At 48.5% G+C, this 20333-nt stretch carries 18 protein-coding genes; 16 read left to right on the forward strand and 2 right to left on the reverse strand.

Annotation, left to right across the window (positions count from 1 at the left end; genetic code table 11):
* Positions 1 to 216 precede the first annotated feature (216 nt).
* From DXC51_RS21000 to DXC51_RS21075, 16 genes are all read left to right on the forward strand, one after another.
* A complete protein-coding gene (locus tag DXC51_RS21000) occupies positions 217 to 1032 on the forward strand; it encodes a class I SAM-dependent methyltransferase (protein WP_117545348.1) in 816 nt (271 codons plus the stop codon).
* 379 nt (positions 1033 to 1411) lie between these two features.
* A complete protein-coding gene (gene argS / locus DXC51_RS21005; RefSeq protein WP_117545349.1) occupies positions 1412 to 3130 on the forward strand; it encodes an arginine--tRNA ligase in 1719 nt (572 codons plus the stop codon).
* Between the two features lie 167 nt (positions 3131 to 3297).
* Positions 3298 to 4602, forward strand: coding sequence for an alpha/beta hydrolase family protein (locus DXC51_RS21010; protein ID WP_117545350.1), 1305 nt, complete (start codon positions 3298 to 3300; stop codon positions 4600 to 4602).
* Positions 4603 to 4828: 226 nt separating this feature from the next.
* Positions 4829 to 5269, forward strand: coding sequence for a LytTR family DNA-binding domain-containing protein (locus DXC51_RS21015; protein ID WP_102289661.1), 441 nt, complete (start codon positions 4829 to 4831; stop codon positions 5267 to 5269).
* Complete coding sequence (locus DXC51_RS21020; protein WP_117545351.1) at positions 5262 to 5711, forward strand: DUF3021 family protein; 450 nt, start codon at positions 5262 to 5264, stop codon at positions 5709 to 5711. The genes DXC51_RS21015 and DXC51_RS21020 overlap by 8 nt, the downstream gene beginning before the upstream one ends.
* Positions 5712 to 5986: 275 nt before the next feature.
* The gene (locus DXC51_RS21025) at positions 5987 to 6205 is read left to right on the forward strand and encodes a helix-turn-helix domain-containing protein (protein ID WP_243003244.1); all 219 of its coding nucleotides are present in this window, start codon (positions 5987 to 5989) and stop codon (positions 6203 to 6205) included.
* Positions 6195 to 7313: a type II toxin-antitoxin system HipA family toxin gene (locus DXC51_RS21030; protein WP_021637308.1), complete on the forward strand. Its 1119-nt coding sequence runs from the start codon at positions 6195 to 6197 to the stop codon at positions 7311 to 7313. Before DXC51_RS21025 ends, DXC51_RS21030 begins: the two co-directional genes overlap by 11 nt.
* Positions 7314 to 7357: 44 nt before the next feature.
* Positions 7358 to 7552: a hypothetical protein gene (locus DXC51_RS21035; protein ID WP_025491264.1), complete on the forward strand. Its 195-nt coding sequence runs from the start codon at positions 7358 to 7360 to the stop codon at positions 7550 to 7552.
* Positions 7527 to 9146 carry a response regulator gene (locus DXC51_RS21040; RefSeq protein WP_117545352.1) on the forward strand — a complete coding sequence of 540 codons (1620 nt, stop codon included), beginning with the start codon at positions 7527 to 7529 and terminating at the stop codon, positions 9144 to 9146. The genes DXC51_RS21035 and DXC51_RS21040 overlap by 26 nt, the downstream gene beginning before the upstream one ends.
* Positions 9146 to 10951, forward strand: a complete 1806-nt coding sequence (locus tag DXC51_RS21045) for a cache domain-containing sensor histidine kinase (RefSeq protein ID WP_117545353.1) — start codon at positions 9146 to 9148, stop codon at positions 10949 to 10951. Before DXC51_RS21040 ends, DXC51_RS21045 begins: the two co-directional genes overlap by 1 nt.
* Positions 10938 to 11918 (forward strand): substrate-binding domain-containing protein, encoded by a 981-nt coding sequence (locus tag DXC51_RS21050; RefSeq protein ID WP_025491266.1) that lies wholly within the window; start codon positions 10938 to 10940, stop codon positions 11916 to 11918. The genes DXC51_RS21045 and DXC51_RS21050 overlap by 14 nt, the downstream gene beginning before the upstream one ends.
* 224 nt (positions 11919 to 12142) lie before the next feature.
* A complete protein-coding gene (locus tag DXC51_RS21055) occupies positions 12143 to 13636 on the forward strand; it encodes a sugar ABC transporter ATP-binding protein (protein ID WP_035322424.1) in 1494 nt (497 codons plus the stop codon).
* 15 nt (positions 13637 to 13651) lie between these two features.
* Positions 13652 to 14671, forward strand: a complete 1020-nt coding sequence (locus DXC51_RS21060; RefSeq protein WP_021637314.1) for an ABC transporter permease — start codon at positions 13652 to 13654, stop codon at positions 14669 to 14671.
* Between the two features lie 142 nt (positions 14672 to 14813).
* Positions 14814 to 15968 (forward strand): substrate-binding domain-containing protein, encoded by a 1155-nt coding sequence (locus tag DXC51_RS21065; RefSeq protein ID WP_021637315.1) that lies wholly within the window; start codon positions 14814 to 14816, stop codon positions 15966 to 15968.
* A gap of 230 nt (positions 15969 to 16198) precedes the next feature.
* A complete protein-coding gene (locus DXC51_RS21070; RefSeq protein ID WP_025491268.1) occupies positions 16199 to 17491 on the forward strand; it encodes an adenylosuccinate synthase in 1293 nt (430 codons plus the stop codon).
* A 115-nt stretch (positions 17492 to 17606) separates the two neighbouring features.
* On the forward strand, positions 17607 to 18218 hold the full coding sequence (locus DXC51_RS21075) for an HAD family hydrolase (protein WP_025491269.1): 612 nt from the start codon (positions 17607 to 17609) through the stop codon (positions 18216 to 18218).
* Between the two features lie 143 nt (positions 18219 to 18361).
* On the opposite strand, the gene DXC51_RS21080 is transcribed toward DXC51_RS21075, so the two are convergent.
* Complete coding sequence (locus tag DXC51_RS21080) at positions 18362 to 18601, reverse strand: hypothetical protein (protein WP_025491270.1); 240 nt, start codon at positions 18599 to 18601, stop codon at positions 18362 to 18364.
* A 38-nt stretch (positions 18602 to 18639) separates the two neighbouring features.
* Positions 18640 to 19929 (reverse strand): MFS transporter, encoded by a 1290-nt coding sequence (locus tag DXC51_RS21085; protein WP_025491271.1) that lies wholly within the window; start codon positions 19927 to 19929, stop codon positions 18640 to 18642.
* Positions 19930 to 20333 lie beyond the last annotated feature (404 nt).

Raw genomic sequence — 20333 nt, forward strand, 5'->3', positions numbered from 1 at the left:
TAAAGTCTGGAGCCGGGATATGTATGAGGAACGGAAATGGAAATCGGAACGTAAGAAAGAAAATAAACAGGCAGGAAAAAGAGCTGTAGAGCCGGTGGCGGCAGATCTTAAAGATTTATTTGACTGACAGACAACGCAGTGCAGAATTGTCATTATATATAAAGACTTCCATGCGCAGTTCCATTATAATTACATACAAAATGGGAGCGATAATATATGGATAAAAATGGTTACCTGAGGCAGTACTACGGCAGTTACCGGGAAGATGCCCGTCTGTCTGCTGCAAAGCACGGCCTGGTGGAATATCTGACGACAATGAAATACATCCATAAATTTCTGGAGCAGGGAATGCGTATTTTAGAGGTGGGAGCCGGAACCGGGCGCTATTCCCTTGCATTGGCGAAAGAAGGCTTCCGGGTAGATGCGGTGGAACTTCTGGAACACAACCTGAATATCCTGCGATCAAAAACGGAGGATGGCATGAGACTTCAGGCAGTACAGGGAGATGCCCTGGATTTGTCCCGCTATCAGGAGAATACGTTTGACATAACCCTTCTTCTCGGGCCGATGTATCATCTTTTTACGCAGGACGACAGGAAGAAAGCACTGGAGGAAGCTGCACGGGTAACCCGTGAAAACGGGATTCTGTATATCGCCTACTGCATGAATGATCCAACCGTGGTGGGAGAACTGTTTGCCCGGGGAACCATTTACGACTGCCTGGAGAAAGGAAAGCTGACGGAGAATTTCCATTTTACCGCGCAGCCGGAGGATCTGTTTGCACTGGTGCGGACAGAGGATATTGCGGAACTGAACCAATCTGTACAGGCGGAACGGATCTGCCTGACAGCCACTGATGGCGCAACCGGATATATGCGCCCTGTCATAGACAATATGAACGATGAACAATTTGGCATCTATATGAAATACCATCTGGCGGTCTGTGAAAGACAGGATCTGATAGGGGCAAGCCACCATACGCTGGATATTCTGCGAAAAAAGACCCCGGCCTCCGGTACAAAACGTGAATAAAAAACTAAAACATAAAAAAGTAATTGCAATACCGGATAATTCATGCTATAAATAGACATTATAACTTACAAAGGAGCGAATTATGAGTCAATTATTCTCACTTTCCATTCGACGCAGACGATGAAGCTTGTATCTTTATAGGTACAGGCTTAATTTGCTGTGTGCCTATAGAAAGTGAGTTGGATTATATTTATTTTCAAAGCACTGTCGGGCACACACAGCCTGTCGGTGCTTTTTTATTGCAATTGAAAACTAAATAATTGAAGCTGTGCAGTATTTATGCCGGAAGTAGTCCGGTGCCGCCCCGGCGGGCTGCAGAAGCATTTGAAAGCGCAGGGGCAGTTTCCAAACACGCTCTGCTGCGCAGAAGGGAGCAAGTATGAAATTATTAACAGAGCTGTTATCAGCAGTATTTATGAATGCATTTTCAAAGTGCGGTTATGATGAATCACTCGGTAAGGTCAGCATTTCCGACAGACTTGACCTGTGCCAGTTTCAATGCAACGGCGCGCTGGCCGGAGCGAAAAGGTATAAGAAAGCACCTTTGACGATTGCGCAAGAGGTTGCAAATCAGATAACCGGCTGCATTTATATCCATAAAATAGAAGTGGTCCGGCCGGGTTTTATCAATATAAGCGTGCAGGATGAATTCCTTGCGGACTATGTCGAACAAATGTACCATGACAAATTTAAGGGGATCCCTCAGGCGGAAGCTGAGGAAACCATAGTGCTTGATTACGGAAATCCCAATGTTGCCAAACCGCTTCATGTCGGCCACCTGCGTTCTGCCATCATCGGGGAAGCCTTAAAAAGAATCATTACAGCGACCGGCAGGAAAGCGGTTGGGGATGTCCATCTGGGGGATTGGGGCCTGCCGATGGGGCTGGTCCTTGCAGCGCTGGAGGAAAGATACGCAGATACATTGCCCACGCTTACAGCGGATTTATTAAATGAAATCTATCCGGCCGCAAGCCGGAAAAGTAAAACAAATGAGGTCTTTCTTGAAAAAGCAAGAACGATAACAGCCCGGCTTCAAAAAGGAGATACACATTACACAAAAATCTGGCGTAACATGGTTGAGGTATCTGTAAAGGAAATCAGAAAAACCTTTCAAAGACTGGACGTTTCCTTTGATTACTGGTATGGGGAAAGTGATTCCAGTAAATATGTGCCTCAGCTGTTACAGCTGTTAACGGACCGGAACCTGCTTGTAAAAAGCGAAGGCGCACAGGTTGTAGAGGTGGCGAAGGAGAATGACAAAGCTCCGGTCCCGCCTGCGATTATTGTGAAATCCAACGGCTCGGAAGGATACGTGACGACAGATATTGCAGCGATTATACAGCGGGAAAAGGATTTCAGACCGGATAAAATATGGTATGTCGTAGATTTCAGGCAGAATTTACACTTTACCCAGGTATTCCGTGTCGCCCGGAAGGCAGCGCTGATACCAGAAAGCACGGAGCTTGCCCATCTGTGTTTTGGAACGGTAAACGGAAAAGACGGCAAGCCGTTTAAAACCAGGGACGGTGGAGTAATGCAGCTGTCAGAGCTGCTGGATTCGGTAACAGCCTGTTCCTATGAAAAATTAAAATCATCAGATAATATAGCGGAGGCGGACAAAAAAGCCGCAGCGGAGAAAATAGGGATAGCCGCGGTGAAATTCGGTGACTTAATTAACCACTATTCCAAGGACTACGTTTTTGATACGGATAAATTTATGGCATCGGAGGGCAAAACAGGCGTCTATCTTCTATATACGGTTGCCCGTATCAATTCAATCCTCAGGAAAACCGGCATCAACTGCGGAAAGGTAAAACTGCAGGGAGTTTATTCAGAAAGTGAAAGAGAATTATTGTTAAAAATTGCACTCAGCGGCAGCGCTTTTATAAACGCCTTTCATGAGAAAGCCCCCAATATTGTCTGTGAAAATGCTTACCAGATAGCAGTGGCCTTTTCAAAATTTTACCATGAAAACCATATAATAAGCGAGAAAGATGAAAAGAAAAAAGCCTCCTGGCTGGCACTATGCGTCATTACAAAGGAGATGCTGCTAAAACATCTGGATACATTGGCAATAGAAACAGTGGATGTTATGTAATTTACAAAGCAGCGCCTTCCAACTTAAAATATGAATATGCATTTCACGCTCCATTTCTGCATTCCGCTTCCCTGCGCATTGCGGATACGCTTTTCCTGCCCTATACTGACAGCAGACATTAAAAATCAGTCGGTCGGCCGGACAGAAAGCGGCAATGAAGGAGTGGCATGAGTTATTTTTTTCTGGCAATTTTGTTTATAGCGGAGTTGGTAAAGGAAGGCATCTTTTTTGGCAAAAGGAAGCGCATACCGGTGGTTCAAATGGGTTTTATTACCGCAGAAATCCTGTTTTTCCTGCTGCTTGTCATATTTGGTGGGCTGCCCCTTGATACAGCCTGGCTGTTTCCGGGCATTTATCTTGTGTGCGGCCTTATATCTGCTTACTTCCTTTTTCCTGAGGGAAAAAAGAAGGACGGCAAAATAAGAAAGGCGGCAAAATACCATCCGTCGGCCCTTCCTGTTCATCTATTGCTTTTGTTCCTCTGCATGATACCGGCCCTTTTGTTCCCGCCTGTGATACCTTTGCCTGTAACCGGCGGCTACGCTTACGAGACGGTAAGCTTTACCTGGATAGATGATGCGAGGGAGGAGGAATTCTGCTCCGACGGTTCGTCCAGGCGGGTGGCGGTGCAGTTTTGGTATCCTGTTTCCGGGGAGGGGGAAAACTTCCCGCTGATCGTGTTTTCCCATGGTGCCTTCGGGTACAGGATGAGCAATTATTCGGCCTATACCGAGCTTGCCTCCAACGGATATGTGGTATGCAGTGTGGAGCACCCCTATCATGCGATTTTTTCAGAGCTGGATGATGGGGAAGTGATTATTGTGGATAAGCAGTTTATGAGCGATATTTCCCGAATAAATGGAGACGGCATGCCGGAAGAAGAAAACTTTCGGGTGACCAGACCCTGGCTTCGGCTGCGGACAGATGATTTGAACTTTGTAATGGATGAGATAACAAGGCTTTGTGGAGAAGAGGACGCGCCGCTTCCTTTTTCCATAACGGATCCTGACAATATTGGGCTTTTCGGACATTCCCTTGGGGGCGCGGCTGCGGTGACGGCTGGACGGGAACGGCCGCAGGTGCGGGCCGTCATCGATCTGGACGGGACTATGCTGGGCGAGGAAACCGGCTTTGCGGACGGAAAATACCAGATGAACACGGAGCCTTACCCGGTTCCCCTTTTATGCATCGATACCTCCGAACATTATGAGCAGGGGCAGAAATACGGCGATCAATATGTGAATCATGTAATTTTGTCACTGGCAAAGGATGGAAGAGAGATTCAGTTTACCGATGCCGGGCATATGAATTTTACGGATCTTCCTCTTTTTTCCCCGCCGCTGGCAGCGCTGCTTGGGACCGGAACGAGGGATGCGGGGGAATGTCTGGTCACGATGAACGGAATCATCAGGGATTATTTTGATTATTATCTGAAGGGACAGGGAACGCTTTCTCTACAGGAAACGTATTAGAAACCAGAAACAGCACAGTCCTCCGGCAGTCTTCCGGCAGCCTGCCGGTATGCCTCCGATCCCTGGCCCACTTGAGGCCCGCATGCAGTCGCAGCCACGCATAACCGTACCGCAGGCGGAACAGATGCTGTAAGGCCTGCACAGGAAGACTCATTTAAAAATCAGAAAAGGAAAGGATTCGCCTGACTGCGGCAGCGCCTGTCAGCAGCGGATCCGGGAACAGGCAATGCGCGTAACGGTGGAACAGATTGGCCGGGAAAAAGAAGAACAGGTCCTGATCCAATGCCATGAGGTGACGGAAAGTATACGGGAAATAGAGCGCTTCGTCAAGCTGCGCCAGGAAAAGCTGGAGGGCTATGACGCGGACAGAATGTACTGCATACCGCTTTCGGACGTATATTATGCGGAAGCCGTGGACAACCGCCTGTATATTTATACGGAAAAAAATGTGTACGAGCTTAAAATGAAACTATATACCTTTGAAGAAAACTATTGCTCCGGGGAATTCTTCCGTTGCTCCAGAACGGCGGTGGTGAACCTGATGCGGGTTTCGTACCTGCGCCCCGGCCTGAACGGGCGGCTCTCCGCAAGGCTGACGAACGGCGAGGACATCATTATTTCCAGAAAATATGTAAATGCGTTGAAAGCGAGGCTGCAAAATGAGTAAAAAGGAATTTATGGGACAGGTGTTTATCAGTTTTTTTGTCGTGGTAACCTGCATAAACCTGGGGATGGCCTTTATGGGGATGATCTATGCCCCGGATACCAGGTTTGGCTATGAGGCCCTTCTGTTCCCGGTGTTCTACGGTTTTCTGGGGATTCTGCCCTCAGCCGTGCTCTACAGCAGAAAAGAGCTTACAGTGAAGCAGATGCTTCTCCGCAAAATCATACAGCTTATTTTGATAGAAGCGATAATGGTTGGCATCGTATTTTTCCTGGGAGGGACGGATTTCAGTACGCTTTTACCCTTTATGATAATGGTTTTGGCTGTCTGCCTGGCTGCGGAGGGCATCCTTTGGCTTGCGGCGGATAAAAAGGTCAAAAAGCTGAATGCCCAGCTGAAGCGGTTCCAGGATCGGGAACCGGCTGCAGATACATCCCGCGGCTGATGATGAATGTTATTATTCACTCAGTACTGTGCATTTACTGCACAGTATGTAAGAAAGTGATTCAAGAGTGCATAAATCCCATTGCTGCAGGCAATTTTTACTGGATTTATGCAGTTACTGGTTTTCGGAGTGAACAGAAACAGAACAATAATAAAAAAGAATAATATCTTAATCTTTTATTGATTAAAACTACAAAAAAGGTTAAAATATTAGCTATGAATAACTTTGATTTTTTGAGATCACCAGGAGAAATAAGTAAAGATATTGCAGGCCGTATGAGCAGAAGGAGAAAGGAGAAAAAAATAACACAGGTACAGCTGGCGAAATATTCGGATGTGAGTTTGGGATCCATAAAACGTTTTGAACGTACCGGAGAGATATCATTATCTTCGCTCATAAAAATTGCATTTGCATTGGGGTATGAAAACGACTTTGACGGGCTGTTTACAAAAAAAGGCTACGCGTCCATTGAGGAGGTCTTAAATGAACGATAATAAAATGTTGTCTGTATTTATGGATAAGCGAAAAGTAGGGACGCTTGCGGTTACAAAAGATAAGCTCACAGCCTTTGAGTACGATGCGGATTGGCTGCGAAACGGATTTTCGGTCAGCCCGGTCTCTCTGCCGCTTCAGTCCGGGGTTTTTACTCCCAAAGGATTTGATCCGTTTGAAGGAACCTTTGGCGTGTTTGCAGACAGCCTCCCGGATGGTTGGGGAAGATTGCTGGTGGACAGGATGCTGCGAAAAGAAGGTATGAATCCTGTAAAGGTAGATGCATTGAACCGCTTGGCAATAGTGGGATCCTCCGGTATGGGAGCATTAACTTATTACCCTGAAAATAAGCTGGTCTCCGATGATAAGGACGTATCTTTGGATGACCTGGCCAAAGGCTGCGAGGCTATTATGAAATCGAATGATAGTGAAAATCTTGATGAGCTTTTTCAATTAGGCGGTTCTTCCGGCGGGGCAAGACCCAAAGTAAATTATATTATTGATGGAGAAGAATGGATAGTGAAGTTTGCGTCTTCCTATGATAAGGGAAACATAGGGGTACAGGAATATGAGTATTCTCTTTGCGCAAAAGAATGCGGCATCAGGATGGAGGAGACCCGGTTGATGCCAAGTAAGCTTTGTCAGGGTTACTTCGCAACTAAAAGATTTGACAGAAATGGGGGAAAGAGGATTCATATGGTTTCTGTCAGCGCATTGCTGGAAACATCTCATAGAATTCCTAATTTGGATTATAATATTCTGATGCAGCTTACTTTGAAATTGACGAATGATTATAGCCAGCTGGAGCAGCTTTATCGTCTTATGTGTTTTAATGTTTTTGCGCATAACAGAGATGACCATTCCAAAAATTTTTCATTCCTTTATGATGAAAGTCAGAAAAAATGGGTTCTATCACCAGCATATGACTTGACATACAGTAATTCTATTGGCGGAGAACATGCAACAACAGTGAATGGAAATGGGGAAAATCCGGGAATAAAGGATTTGCTGGCTGTTGCTGAGGATATAAAGCTTGATCCTTATAAAGCCAGAGCTATAGCAGAAGAGATTGAGGAAAAGGTTTACTGCAGATTAAAAAAGTGGTTGTGAGTCAATAAATGCTTTTATTCCTGCGAGCAACGAGCCAAGTAGCCATGCTTGCATGGATATTTGGCGACTGCCGCGAGGTCTTTGATTCAGATGGAAAGATGAAAAAAGAACATTTCATAGACACTTCCATATTTTTCCGGTATGATAAAGATAAGACAGGCAAAAAGTCCGTATGGGGCGGACTTGGAAGGCTGACGGAATACCGGGGGAACTATGATAAAAGCGATTGTGGTGGATGATGAGATTTTAACAAGAGAAGGAATAAGCGCTAATATTCCGTGGGAAAAGCTGGGATATGAGCTGGTTGCGGTCTGCGCCGACGGCAGGGAGGCAAGGGACTATGTGCAGGGCCATGAGGTGGATGTGGTTCTGACTGATATCTGTATGCCATATATGGACGGCCTCCAGCTGAGCGAATTCCTTTATCATGAATATCCGCAGATTAAGATCATCATTTTCAGTGGTTATGATGAATTCGAATATGCCAAGCAGGCCCTGAAATATCAGGTGTCCGAATATCTGCTCAAGCCGGTCACCGCTTCGGAGCTGTCCGGGGTGCTGATCCAAATCGGTGAAAAAATAGATGAACGCAGGAAAAATGAAGAGCTTATCGGCAGGCTGAGCACCACCTATCACAAAAACCACCTCCTTGTGCGCTCCGATGTGCTCATGAGCCTTGTCATGGGAGACAAGACACGTGAGGAAAATGACAGGGAGCTGGAGGAATTGGGAATAACCCTCTGGGGGAATGCTTTCCGGGTCGCAGTGATAGAGATAGAGGACTACAGGGATGTGCACAGCCTGGATGATAAGAAGAAACAGGAACGCGCCCTTATCGCCTTTGTCGTATACAATGTATCACAGGAAATTGTGGAAAAATACGGCGCGGGAGAGGTGTTCCAGGGGAAGGAGTACCGCACGGTCCTCCTGCTGGAGAGCAATAAGCCGGTGGAGTTCTGCCGGGAAAGCCGGGCCATTGCGGAGGAGATCAACGGACGGCTGAAGGAAATCCTGGGAATGAAGACCAATATCGGAATCGGCGGCTGTATCAGAGAACGTCAGGATCTGTTCCATTCCTATGAAGATGCGCTGGCAGCGCTTCAGTGCCGCTATATTTTCGGGGAGGAGTCCCTGTTTGTGATGGAGGATATCCGTCAGCATACAGGGGAACAGACGGAAACGGAGCTGGCGGCGGAAGAAATCCTGGATGCCGTCAAGCACAGCGATACCCAAGCTGTTTCCCGGATCATGGGAAAAATGAAAAAAGGCGTCCGCACAGCCGGCTGGACGAAGGAAAGGGTGCACATGTATCTGCAGCAGCAGCTGGATGCGGTTCCGGAGCTTCTGCGTTCCTTTCAGCTGGAGGAGCAGGACATCGTCTGGGAAAAAGAACGGGCGCTGGAAGGGATGATGAGCGCCGTAAGCCTGGAACAGGCGCTTTCCGTGATGGAGGGCTACTACCGGAAAGCGGCGGAAATGCTGGATACGGGGAAAAATGACGGCGGGAAGAAATATGCGCTCCTTGCCATGGATTACATAGAAAAACATTATGGGGAAAACGAACTGGGACTGAATTCGATATGCTCTTATCTGAATATCAGTACCAGCCGTTTCAGCGCCATTTTTAAAAGCGTCACAGGGGAAACCTTCATGGAGGCGCTTACCGGCATACGGATGCAGAAGGCGAGAGAGCTGCTGGAAAACACCGCTCTGAAAAATTATGAAATCGCTGAAAAGGTAGGTTTTTCAGATCCTCATTATTTCAGCGCCGCCTTTAAAAAGGCTACGGGAAAATCACCTACAGAGTACGCCAGGGAAAAGAGGGGGATGTGATGAAACGGCAGGAGAAAGCGGGGGGCCGCCGGGTAAAGCTGCCCTTTTCCAGCATCAGAACCAACATGCTGGCGGTGTTTTCCGTTTTGATAGTGGCAACGCTCACTTTTTTTTACATTATATCCCTGAACTATACGGAACGGACGATATTAAATAATTCCATAGATTATACCACCCGCCTGACCGGGCAGGTGACCAGGGACATTGATTCCTACATTGATTATATGGAAAACATATCCTCCATGGTGGCTCACAGCAGCGATGTGCAGAACTACCTGCTGGATAAAAAATCTGCGGGAGATCCCAACCTGTACCGGAGGATTGTGACCCAGTTTTCCACGGTACTGGAAACACGGAAGGATATTTCCAATATTGCCGTGGTTTCCGAAGAGGATAAAGGAATCATCAATGATGGAAACGATGTCCTTAATGTGAACATTCCCCTGTACAGTGTGGACTGGTACGGCAAGGTGAGGGACAAGGGCGGGACCTGGCTCACCTCCTCCCATGTGCAGAATGTGATTAAGGATAATTATAAATGGGTAATTACCATGAGCCGCGGAATCGAGAACCCGGATACGGGGGAAACGGTGGGCGTTTTTTTCATCGATTTGAACTATAAGGCGCTGGAAGACCTGTGTGAGCGCAATAACATCGGATCTGATTATATTTATATTATTGATCCTGATGGCAAAATCATTTACCATCCCAAGCAGAAGCTTATCTACAGCTCCCTGAAAACAGAAATGGTGGATGAAGTGCTGGAATGCGAGGATGGCTATTTCCTGAAAAAAGAAGGGACGGGCGGCAAGCTCTATACCATTTCCATATCGGGGAAAACCGGCTGGAGCATTGTGGGCGTAACGGATATGGCGGAGCTTATGAAGGGGCGCTCCGAGGCACAGCGGCTGTATGTTATTATCACAGCAGGATTTCTGGTGGTAACCGTGCTGCTGTGCGTGGTATTCTCCTCAGCGATTACGCGTCCTCTGGAACGGCTGAAAAATTCCATGAAAGAGGTAGAGCGCGGCAATTTTGAGGGGACGCAGGTAGAGACGGAGGGAAATAACGAAATCGCCGGCCTGGGAAAATCCTTCAATGTAATGATATACAAAATACAGCAGCTGATGGAGCAGAACATCTACGAACAGGAACAGAAGCGCCTGAGTGAGCTGAAGGCGCTGCAGTCGCAGATCAATCCCCATTTTCTGTACAATACGCTGGATTCCATCATCTGGATGGCGGAGGGCGGCAGGAACAGTGAGGTAGTGCTTATGACCTCATCCCTGGCCAGGCTGCTGCGGCAGAGCATCAGCAATGAGGACGAGCTTGTTTCCATCAGGCGTGAGGTGGATTATGCCGCAAGCTACCTGACCATCCAGAAAATGCGTTACCAGGACAAAATGGAATTCGAAATCGATGTGGATGAGGGGATAATGAACCAGCAGATCATCAAGCTGGTGCTGCAGCCAGTGGTGGAAAATGCCATTTATCACGGAATCAAATATAAGGAAGGAAAGGGTCTGATAAAAATAACCGGAACCTACCGGGATGGCTGTATTTACCTTACCGTATATGATAACGGCAGGGGGATGGAGCAGGAAGTGCTGGATCATATCTTTGATGCAAAGAATGGGGAAGAAAAATCAGGGATAGGAATCTGCAACGTACAGATGCGGCTCCAGCTTTATTACGGCATAGAATATGGGATTTTTTACAAAAGCATCCCCGGCGAGGGAACGGCAGCCACGATAAAAATCCCGTTTGTGGAAGAGGAGGCGCAGGAAACAAATGAAGATAAATAAGAAAAAACTTCTGTCGGCCATATTTCTTCTGCTGGCGGTATCGGTGGTTTTGCTTCTGGCGTTTATGCGCAAGGAACCCAAAAAAGAGCCGTACTCCATTATTTTTATTTCCAAGATCATTGACGACAGCGATTTCTGGACCCAGCTGATAGATGGGACAAAAGCGGCGGCGCAGGAATACGGCGTGGAACTGTCCGTCCGTGCGCCGGAGGCTGAGGACGATTATGAAATGCAGAACATTCTGATCGAACAGGCGATTTCAGAGCATCCGGACGCTATTGTCCTGACGCCGGCCAGCTATACGGAAACCACTCCGCTGGCCCGCAAGATTGTGGACAGCGGCATACGCCTGCTCCTTCTTGACTCGGAAATCAATGAGGACGTGGAAGAATGCATCATTTCCACAGACAATATCAAAGCGGGGCAGCTGCAGGGCTCTTATGTGCGGGAGATCCTCAAACCGGATTCCCAAATCGCCGTAATCGCCCATGTAAAAAACTCTTCCACGGCCATCGAACGGGAAAAAGGCCTGCGGGAAGGGTTGGGAGAGGAGCAGGGGAAAATTGCGGATGTGGTTTTCTGTGATTCGAACTATGACAAGGCCTATCAGCTTATGCTGGGCGTCCTGGAAAAGCATCCGGATGTAGATGTGGTGGTGGGGCTGAATGAATACTCCGCCGTCGGTGCCGCCCGCGCCATCGTGGATAAAGGCCTGGCAGGAGAAATCAGTTTTGTGGGCTTTGACAGCTCCCTGGAAGAAATCAAAATGCTGGAGGCTGGAATTTTCCAGGGCATGGTGATACAAAATCCATTCAAAATGGGGTATCTGGGGGTGGAAACCGCCGTGAAGGTGCTGAACGGTGAAAAAGTGCCCAGGGAAATCGACTCCGGTTCCGTACTGATAACCCGTGACAACATGTACCTGGACGAAAACCAGGAAATGCTTTTCCCTTTTAAAGGAGAATAGAGGGGGAAAATGTGAAAGCGGTTGCAAGAATCAACAAATAAATTGAACTTTTTTGTGGCTTTTGTGGTGTAAAAAGGGTAAAAATTTACAGAACAGTAAATTTTTACCCTTTTTTTGTAAGAAATCACATTTAGTGTTGGGGAAGATGCCACTATACTATAAACATAGGCTTGAGTGATGAGAAAGAAAGCAGTAATTAATGAGAAGGGATGGAAGGTGAAAAAGTGGGGGAAGTTATTCTGACGATGAAGGATATCGATAAATCCTTTCCGGGCGTTCATGCTCTGAAAAAAGTCAGCCTGGAAGTCCGCAGGGGCGAGGTACATGCCCTGATGGGTGAAAACGGGGCAGGCAAGTCCACGCTTATGAAAATTCTGACCGGGATCTATTCCAAGGACAGCGGACAGATTATATATGAAGGGAAGGAAGTGGAGTTCACGCATCCACGGGAGGCCCAGGATGCGGGAATCGCTATTGTGCATCAGGAGCTGAATATGATGCAGCAGCTGACCGTGGCTCAGAACATATTCATCGGCCGGGAGTATATGAAGGGTAAAATCATAGACGACAAGCGGATGAATGAGGAGGCGGCGAAGCTGTTTGAAAAGCTGAATATCAGTATCGATCCTTCCCAGGTGATGGGTGATCTGACCGTAGGAAAACAGCAGATGTGTGAAATCGCCAAGGCAATTTCCAAAGAGGTAAAAGTTCTGGTATTTGATGAGCCTACGGCGGCGCTGACGGATTCGGAAATCAATGAGCTGTTTAAAATCATCAGGGATTTAAGGGAAAAAGGAATCGGCATTATTTACATATCCCATCGTATGGATGAAATCAAGATCATTACCGACAGAGTCACTGTCATGCGTGACGGGGAGTATGTGGGAACCCTGATAAGCAAGGACTGTACCAAGGACGATATCATCAATATGATGGTGGGGCGGACAATTTATGAGGAACCAAAGTCCGTAAGCAATGTCCCGGACAATGCGCCGGTGGTGCTGAAGGTGGAACATCTGCAGGCCGGTAAAATGGTGCAGGATATCAGCTTTGAACTGAGAAAGGGAGAAATCCTGGGATTTTCAGGGCTGATGGGAGCGGGAAGGACGGAGACCGCCCGGGTTATTTTCGGCGCGGATAAGAAGCAGGGCGGCGATATATACGTCAACGGCAAAAAAGTGGAAATCAACAGCCCGCAGGACGCAGTGAAGGCAGGAATCGGTTACCTGTCGGAGGACAGAAAGCGTTACGGCGTGGTTCTGGATAAAACCATTGCGGAAAACACCACAATGGCCTCTCTGGAAAAATTTGTGAAGGGTTTGTTTATAGATAAGAAGGGCGAGGAAAGCACGGCACAGGACTATGTGGAGCGTCTGAATACCAAGACGCCCACAGTCACCACGCCCACGCTCAGCCTTTCCGGCGGGAACCAGCAGAAAGTGGTTATCGCCAAGTGGCTGGTAAGGGACTGTGATATCCTGATTTTCGATGAACCGACCAGAGGTATCGATGTGGGGGCCAAAAGCGAGATTTATCATCTGATGAACGAACTGGCCACCTCAGGCAAGTCCATTATCATGATTTCTTCCGAACTGCCGGAAATCCTGCGCATGAGCGACAGGGTCCTGGTTATGTGCGAGGGAAGAAAAACAGCGGAAATTCCGATAGAGAAGGCTTCACAGGAAGTAATCATGCAGGCCGCTACGGTAGGCATGTAAAGAGGGAGGAAAAACATGGCAAAAATAACGAATACGGGAGGGGCCGTAAAGAAAAATCCCCTTGCGAAATTTACAAAATCCATCGGGACGCAGAGGCTGATCGCCTTACTGGCCCTGATTATCCTGTACCTGGTATTCGGGTTCATCAATCCGGCATTCCGGTCCTATGCAACGCTGGTCAACATTTTTGATGCCTCTTATTATATCGGTCTGATGGCAATCGGCGTAACCTTCGCCATCACCTCGGACGGCATCGATCTTTCCATTGGAACCGTGCTCACCTGTTCCGCATTGATTTCCGGACAGCTGATCACCAAGTATCATCTGCCTGTGGCCCTGGGGCTTTTAGTGTGTATCTTCATCGGCGCCCTGTTCGGGCTTCTGAACGGCCTGATGGTGTCCTACATGCATCTGCCTCCCTTTATCGCAACGCTGGGTTCCATGATGCTTTCCAAAGGCCTCGGTTCCATTTTTACCAAGGCGCAGAGCGTTACCTGGCCGCAGTCCAGCCAGGCGGAAGGCTGGTTCCGCAATATCTTCAAAATCAACCAGAACGGCATTTTGATTCCCACCGGTTTTATTCTCCTGATTGTTATCGCCATCCTGGCGTCCATCCTGCTCAATAAGACCCGGCCCGGCCGTTATATCGTGGCATTGGGCAGCAACAGTGAAGCAACAAGGCTTTCCGGCGTTAACATTGCAAAATGGAGAACGCTTGCCTATATCATCAGCGGCACGCTGGCAGGCCTGGCAGGCCTGGCCTATGCCTCCATCTATTCCACCATCCTTCCCGGAGGGGGCGGCGGCTTCGAACTGGATGCCATCGCAGGCGTGGTAATCGGCGGCACTTCCATGAGCGGCGGCTACGGAACCATTTCCGGTACCCTGATTGGTGTGTTTATCATGTCCGTGCTGAAAACCGGTCTTCCCTTTGTGGGGCTGCAGAGCAACTGGCAGCAGGCGGTTACCGGCGTAGTCCTGGTGTTCGCAGTATTCATGGATGTCATGAACAGACAGAAAAAGAAAAAAGTCTGAGCAGAAACAGGAAGCTTTCAGACAGTTACAGAAAATGTTTGTAATGCCTGTCATATCAAAAAAGGAACGATATGAAGGTTTTTGATTACAAAACCGGCGGAAGAAGAGCCGGGGGTATTTCAAATTTAAAGGAGGGTTTTACATGAAAAAGAAATTACTCAGTATCGCATTGGGTGCGGCTATGGTAGCAAGCATGCTGGCAGGCTGCGGAAGCAATGCTTCCACAACGGCTCCTGCAGCGTCCACACCGGCGCCCGCGGAGACAAAATCAGAAGCGCCTGCAGAGCCTGCTTCTTCAGAAGCAGCGGCAGATACAGCACAGGCTTCTACAGAAATTACGGGAAAGATCTATCTGGTATCCAAGGGCTTCCAGCATCAGTTCTGGCAGGCAGTGCTCCAGGGGGCAAATGAAGCTGCTGCGGAATACGGCGTGGAAATTGATTTCCAGGGACCCGATACCGAATCCGATATCGCACAGCAGGTACAGATGCTGAACAACGCATTCAATAACAATCCGCCCGCAATCGGCCTGGCAGCTCTTGATACAGAAGCATGCCTGGATACGATTAAGGAAATCCAGAAAGCAGGCATCCCGATTGTCGGCTTTGACTCTGGCGTACCCGGTGCTCCCGAAGGCGCTATCGTTGCCAATGCGGCAACAGATAACTACAAAGCAGGCGAACTGGCTGCTGATGAAACCTACAAGCTGATCAAAGACAAAGTTGCATCCGCAACCGGCACCGTAAGAATCGGCGTTATGAACCAGGAAGCTAACTCCGAATCCATCGTACAGCGTGGCTCAGGCTTCGTTGATAAGATGAAATCCCTTCTGGAAGCAGACGGCAAGACCGTTTCCGTAGAAGGCCATGACAAATGGGCAAACAAGGTTGACGGCGCAGATGTTATCATCGACGTAGCAGTTCCCGCATCCGTAAGTGCAGACCTTTCTTCCGTTGACGCTCAGAACCTGTTAAACAAGCCTGACACCATCTGCATCTATGGCTCCAACCAGTTCTCAGGTGAAGGTCTGATTAACGGTGACGCAAACATCGGCAAACTGGGCAAGGACGTGGTCGGCGTTGCATTTGACTCCGGCGTGCTGATTAAAACAGCAGTCAGAGAAGGCAAGCTGGCAGGCGCTGTTACCCAGGATCCTCTGCAGATTGGCTACAAAACCGTTGAGCTGTGTGTAAAGGCCATCAAGGGCGAGCCCGTAAGTGATGTTGATACAGGATGCCAGTGGTATACTGCTGAAAACATGGACGATCCCAAGGTTGCTCCCAACCTTTATGACTGATTTAAAAAGGTAAATCTATAAGCTGTACTTATTTCTTACATAATAAATATTGATTTTACTTATGGTTAATAATAATATATAATCATAAAGTAAAAGACGCAGAAAGCGGGTTTTTTACAAAAATGGTTTTGTAAAAGCCCGCTTTTTTTGTTGTGGAGCGGCACTTTTGCCAATCTGCGGCAGGCAGATGTCCTTTCGGGGACGCAGATTTGAAACAGGAGGAATAAGAAATGGTAAAAGCAGTGGTAGGCGCTAACTGGGGCGACGAAGGAAAAGGTAAAATCACGGACATGCTGGCCAGGGAAGCAGACATTATCATCCGATTCCAGGGCGGTGCGAACGCAGGACACACGATTGTCAATGACTATGGCAAATTTGCGCTTCACACCCTTCCGTCCGGTGTTTTTTACAGACATACGACGAGCATTATCGGAAACGGCGTTGCGTTGAACATTCCGGTATTTATCAATGAAATACATTCCATTACGGACAGAAACGTACCCATGCCGAATATCCTTGTTTCCGACCGGGCGCAGATTGTAATGCCTTACCATATTCTTTTTGATCAATATGAGGAAGAAAGGCTGGGCGGAAAATCCTTCGGCTCAACCAAGTCGGGCATTGCCCCTTTTTATTCCGACAAATATGCGAAAATCGGCTTCCAGGTATGCGAGCTGTTTGATGGGGAAGGCCTGAAAGGAAAACTGGCCAGTGTATGTGAAACGAAAAATGTGCTTCTGGAGCATCTTTACCACAAGCCTCTGCTGGATGTGGAGGAGCTGTATGCAACCCTGCAGGAATACAGGGACATGATCGCTCCCTTCGTATGCGATACCTCCGCTTATCTGGACAAAGCCATTAAAGAAGGGAAAAATATCCTCCTGGAGGGACAACTGGGAACACTGAAGGATCCGGATCACGGAATTTACCCCATGGTAACCTCATCCTCCACGCTGGCCGCCTACGGCGCTATCGGCGCAGGTATTCCGCCCTATGAAATCAGGCAGGTGGTTACCGTATGCAAGGCTTATTCCTCCGCAGTGGGCGCCGGCGCGTTTGTATCCGAAATTTTCGGGGAGGAAGCGGAGGAGCTCAGGCGCAGGGGCGGCGACGGCGGAGAATACGGCGCTACCACAGGACGTCCCCGCCGGATGGGCTGGTTTGACTGTGTGGCCTCCAGATATGGCTGCCGTCTCCAGGGAACTACGGACGTGGCCTTTACCGTTCTTGACGTGCTGGGCTATCTGGATGAGATTCCGGTGTGCACAGGATATGAGGTGGACGGCACGGTGACGGAGGACTTCCCGGTCACCTGGAAGCTGGAAAAAGCAAAGCCCGTCCTGGAAACGCTGCCCGGCTGGAAATGCGATATCCGGGGCATCAGGAAATATGAGGAACTGCCTGAAAACTGCAGAAAATATATTGAGTTCGTGGAAGCGCATATCGGCTATCCCATTACTATGGTGAGCAACGGCCCCGGCAGAGAGGATATTATTTACAGACAGAGCGCTCTTTGCAGATAACAGGAAAAACGGATGCTGCAGGAGCTGGAGTAATACAAGGTGTTTTATCATGAAACCAGCCGCGCGCAGGTGCTGGATTTGTTACGCAGGGAAGATAAGGCAGAGAGGGACGCGAATGATTCGTACGGTTATTTTTGACATAGGCAACGTGCTGACGGTTTTCGGCTGGAAAAATTTTATCCACAGCTTCGGTTTCCCGCCAGAAACCGAGGAAAGGGTGGGAAAGGCAACGGTGGACAATCCGTTCTGGCATGAGTTTGACAGGGGCTTTTTAAGCGATGACGAAATGCTGGCCGGGTTCATAAACAATGATCCTACCGTGGAAAAGGAGATACGCCAGATTTTTGTCAGCCTTCACGGCATTGTAACAAGGGCTGATTATGCGATCCCCTGGATTCAGAAGCTGAAAAGCGCAGGGTATCAGGTGCTTGTCCTCTCCAATTTTTCCGATAAGGTGAAACGGGACAACGAGGATGCCATGGATTTCCTGGAATATGTGGACGGCGGCATCCTTTCCTACCGGGACGGAGTTATCAAGCCGGATCCGGCGATTTACAGGCTTTTGCTTGGCAGGTATGGCCTGAAAGCGGAAGAATGCGTGTTCCTGGATGATATACAGTCCAATCTGGATACGGCAGCCGGACTGGGCATACATACCATCCTTTTCCGGAGCCTGAAGCAGGCGCAGGAGGAACTTTTGCAGCTGGGTGTAGACAGCATATACTGATTTGCGGTAAAATAGATTCGTCAGGAGATTTACAGGTATCAGGAAAAAGCAGTAAAAACGGGCGGAGCGGCAAGGCTCTGCCCGAAAACAAAAAGGAAAGCCAGGCGGTATGGGATAGCAGCCTGGCTTTCTTTTTTCAGTATTTATTTTCCGTTGGAATTATCCTGACCCTGCCTGCGTTCCTTAATCTTGCCGAACAGCCAGATATATATCCACAAAAGGATGGGAAGCCCGACCGTTGCCACCAGGCAGGCCTGGAACAGGCGGTCGGCACCCGGAAAGTTCAGGCATGCAACCACCAGCGTTGCCAGATAGAGCAGGAGCAGCAGGCCCACGCATACAAGGGCCGCAATCTGCTTTGGTGTTTTCTTCTTTTTATCCATTTCCATTTATCTCCTTAATCATCTGCATCAATGGCTTTTTAATCATCTACATCGAATGCTTCCAGCTTGCTTTTTTTCGGAATCGGCTTGCTGTCGCCGTGCTTTACAAAAAGCATGGTGAAGAAGGCTGCCGTAACGAAAAGCGCGGCATAAGGGAACAAAGTATGATAGCCTACATGCTGGAGCAGGAAACCGGAAAGAATAGGGGTGACGATCTGCGCCGCCATGGAAAAGGTATAGTAAAATCCGGTGAATTTACCGATATCGCTGCCCTTGCTCATTTCAACCACCATCGGATAGGAATTGACATTGATGGCCGCCCAGGCCACGCCAACCAGGGCGAACAGGCCGTTGATCCATACATGGTATTCCTTTACTGTCGCGCCCAGGGCAAACATGGAGGCAAGCAGCACTATACCGCCCAGAATCGTTTTTTTACGCCCGATGCGGGAAGCAATGGCTCCCACAGGGATATAGGAGCAGATGGCTGCAATTGTGGCAACCAGCAGGCAGTTGGCAAAGCCGCCGCCCTGGATTCCCCAGTAAATCTGCGCATATTTGGAAAAAGCGGTAGTTACCGCATTGTAGCCCATGAACCAGAAGGAAACGGAAATCAGGATGAGTATCAGGCTCCTTTTTACTTCAGGAGGCATGGGGGCATTGGCGGTTTGCGTTTCTTCCACCGTACCCTCTGCAATATCCAGATCACGGTCGATTTTCTCACGTTCCTCACGCAGTGGATTTTCTTTTATTTTCCACAAAAGGAGCAGCACCGCGGCAACCATTACCAGTGCAACGATCAGGAAAATGGGGAGGTAATTGGGCTTGCCGGTTTTCGGTACCAGCGTGGAAATCAGGATCAGGGAAATCACGCCGCCAACCGCGCCCATCAGGTTGATGATGGCATTCGCCTTGGAGCGCAGCGGCTTGGGCGTAACGTCGGGCATCAGGGAAACGGCAGGGGAACGGTAGCTGCCCATGGCAATCAGCGTAACGCACAATGCCACAACAAAAAGGGCCAGGGAACCGATATTATCCGCAAAGGGCAGGAAAAGCATGGCAATTACCGCCGCCGCAGTACCGCAGAGGATAAAGGGCGTACGTCTGCCCAGCTTCGTATGTACCTTATCGGACAGGCTTCCGAAAAACGGAAGCATAAAAAGAGCCAGGACATTGTCAATCGCCATAATTCCGCCGGAAATGGTGTCGCTGATGTGGAAGGTGTTTTTCAGAATCAGCGGGATGATGCTGTCATAGAGCTGCCAGAAGGCGCTGATCGACAGAAAGGCCAGACCGACCAGAATGGTCCGTTTTGTGTTAAGCTTCATAGGTGATACCTCACTTTGCAAGTTTGCGGTCCCTGTGTGTGGGACGCTCTACTCCTATGATATATCAATACAACAAAAAGAGCAATGTTTTCGTGTGGAGGGCCAGGGCCTTTTGTGATGGATTTCAGCATTCCTGGATCGCTTTCTTATGGTCAGCGCGAAGCGCTGGCCTGCGCGGTAAATGCGCAGTCCTGTTTGAACTGTTACAAATTATTCTTTGATGTCTGGTTTCTGTATGTGTTGCGCTTGCGGTACTTTGGTTTTATTATAAAATATGAAGAAATGGTATGCGGGAGTGGACATAGAAGTGGGGGAAAGGTATATGGTAAAGAACAAAGTGTAATATTGAGGGATAGGGAAGTGGAAAAGAATTTTTGGGGAGGTATTCTATGGAGTTAAGAACA

The organism is Eisenbergiella massiliensis (assembly GCF_003435485.1).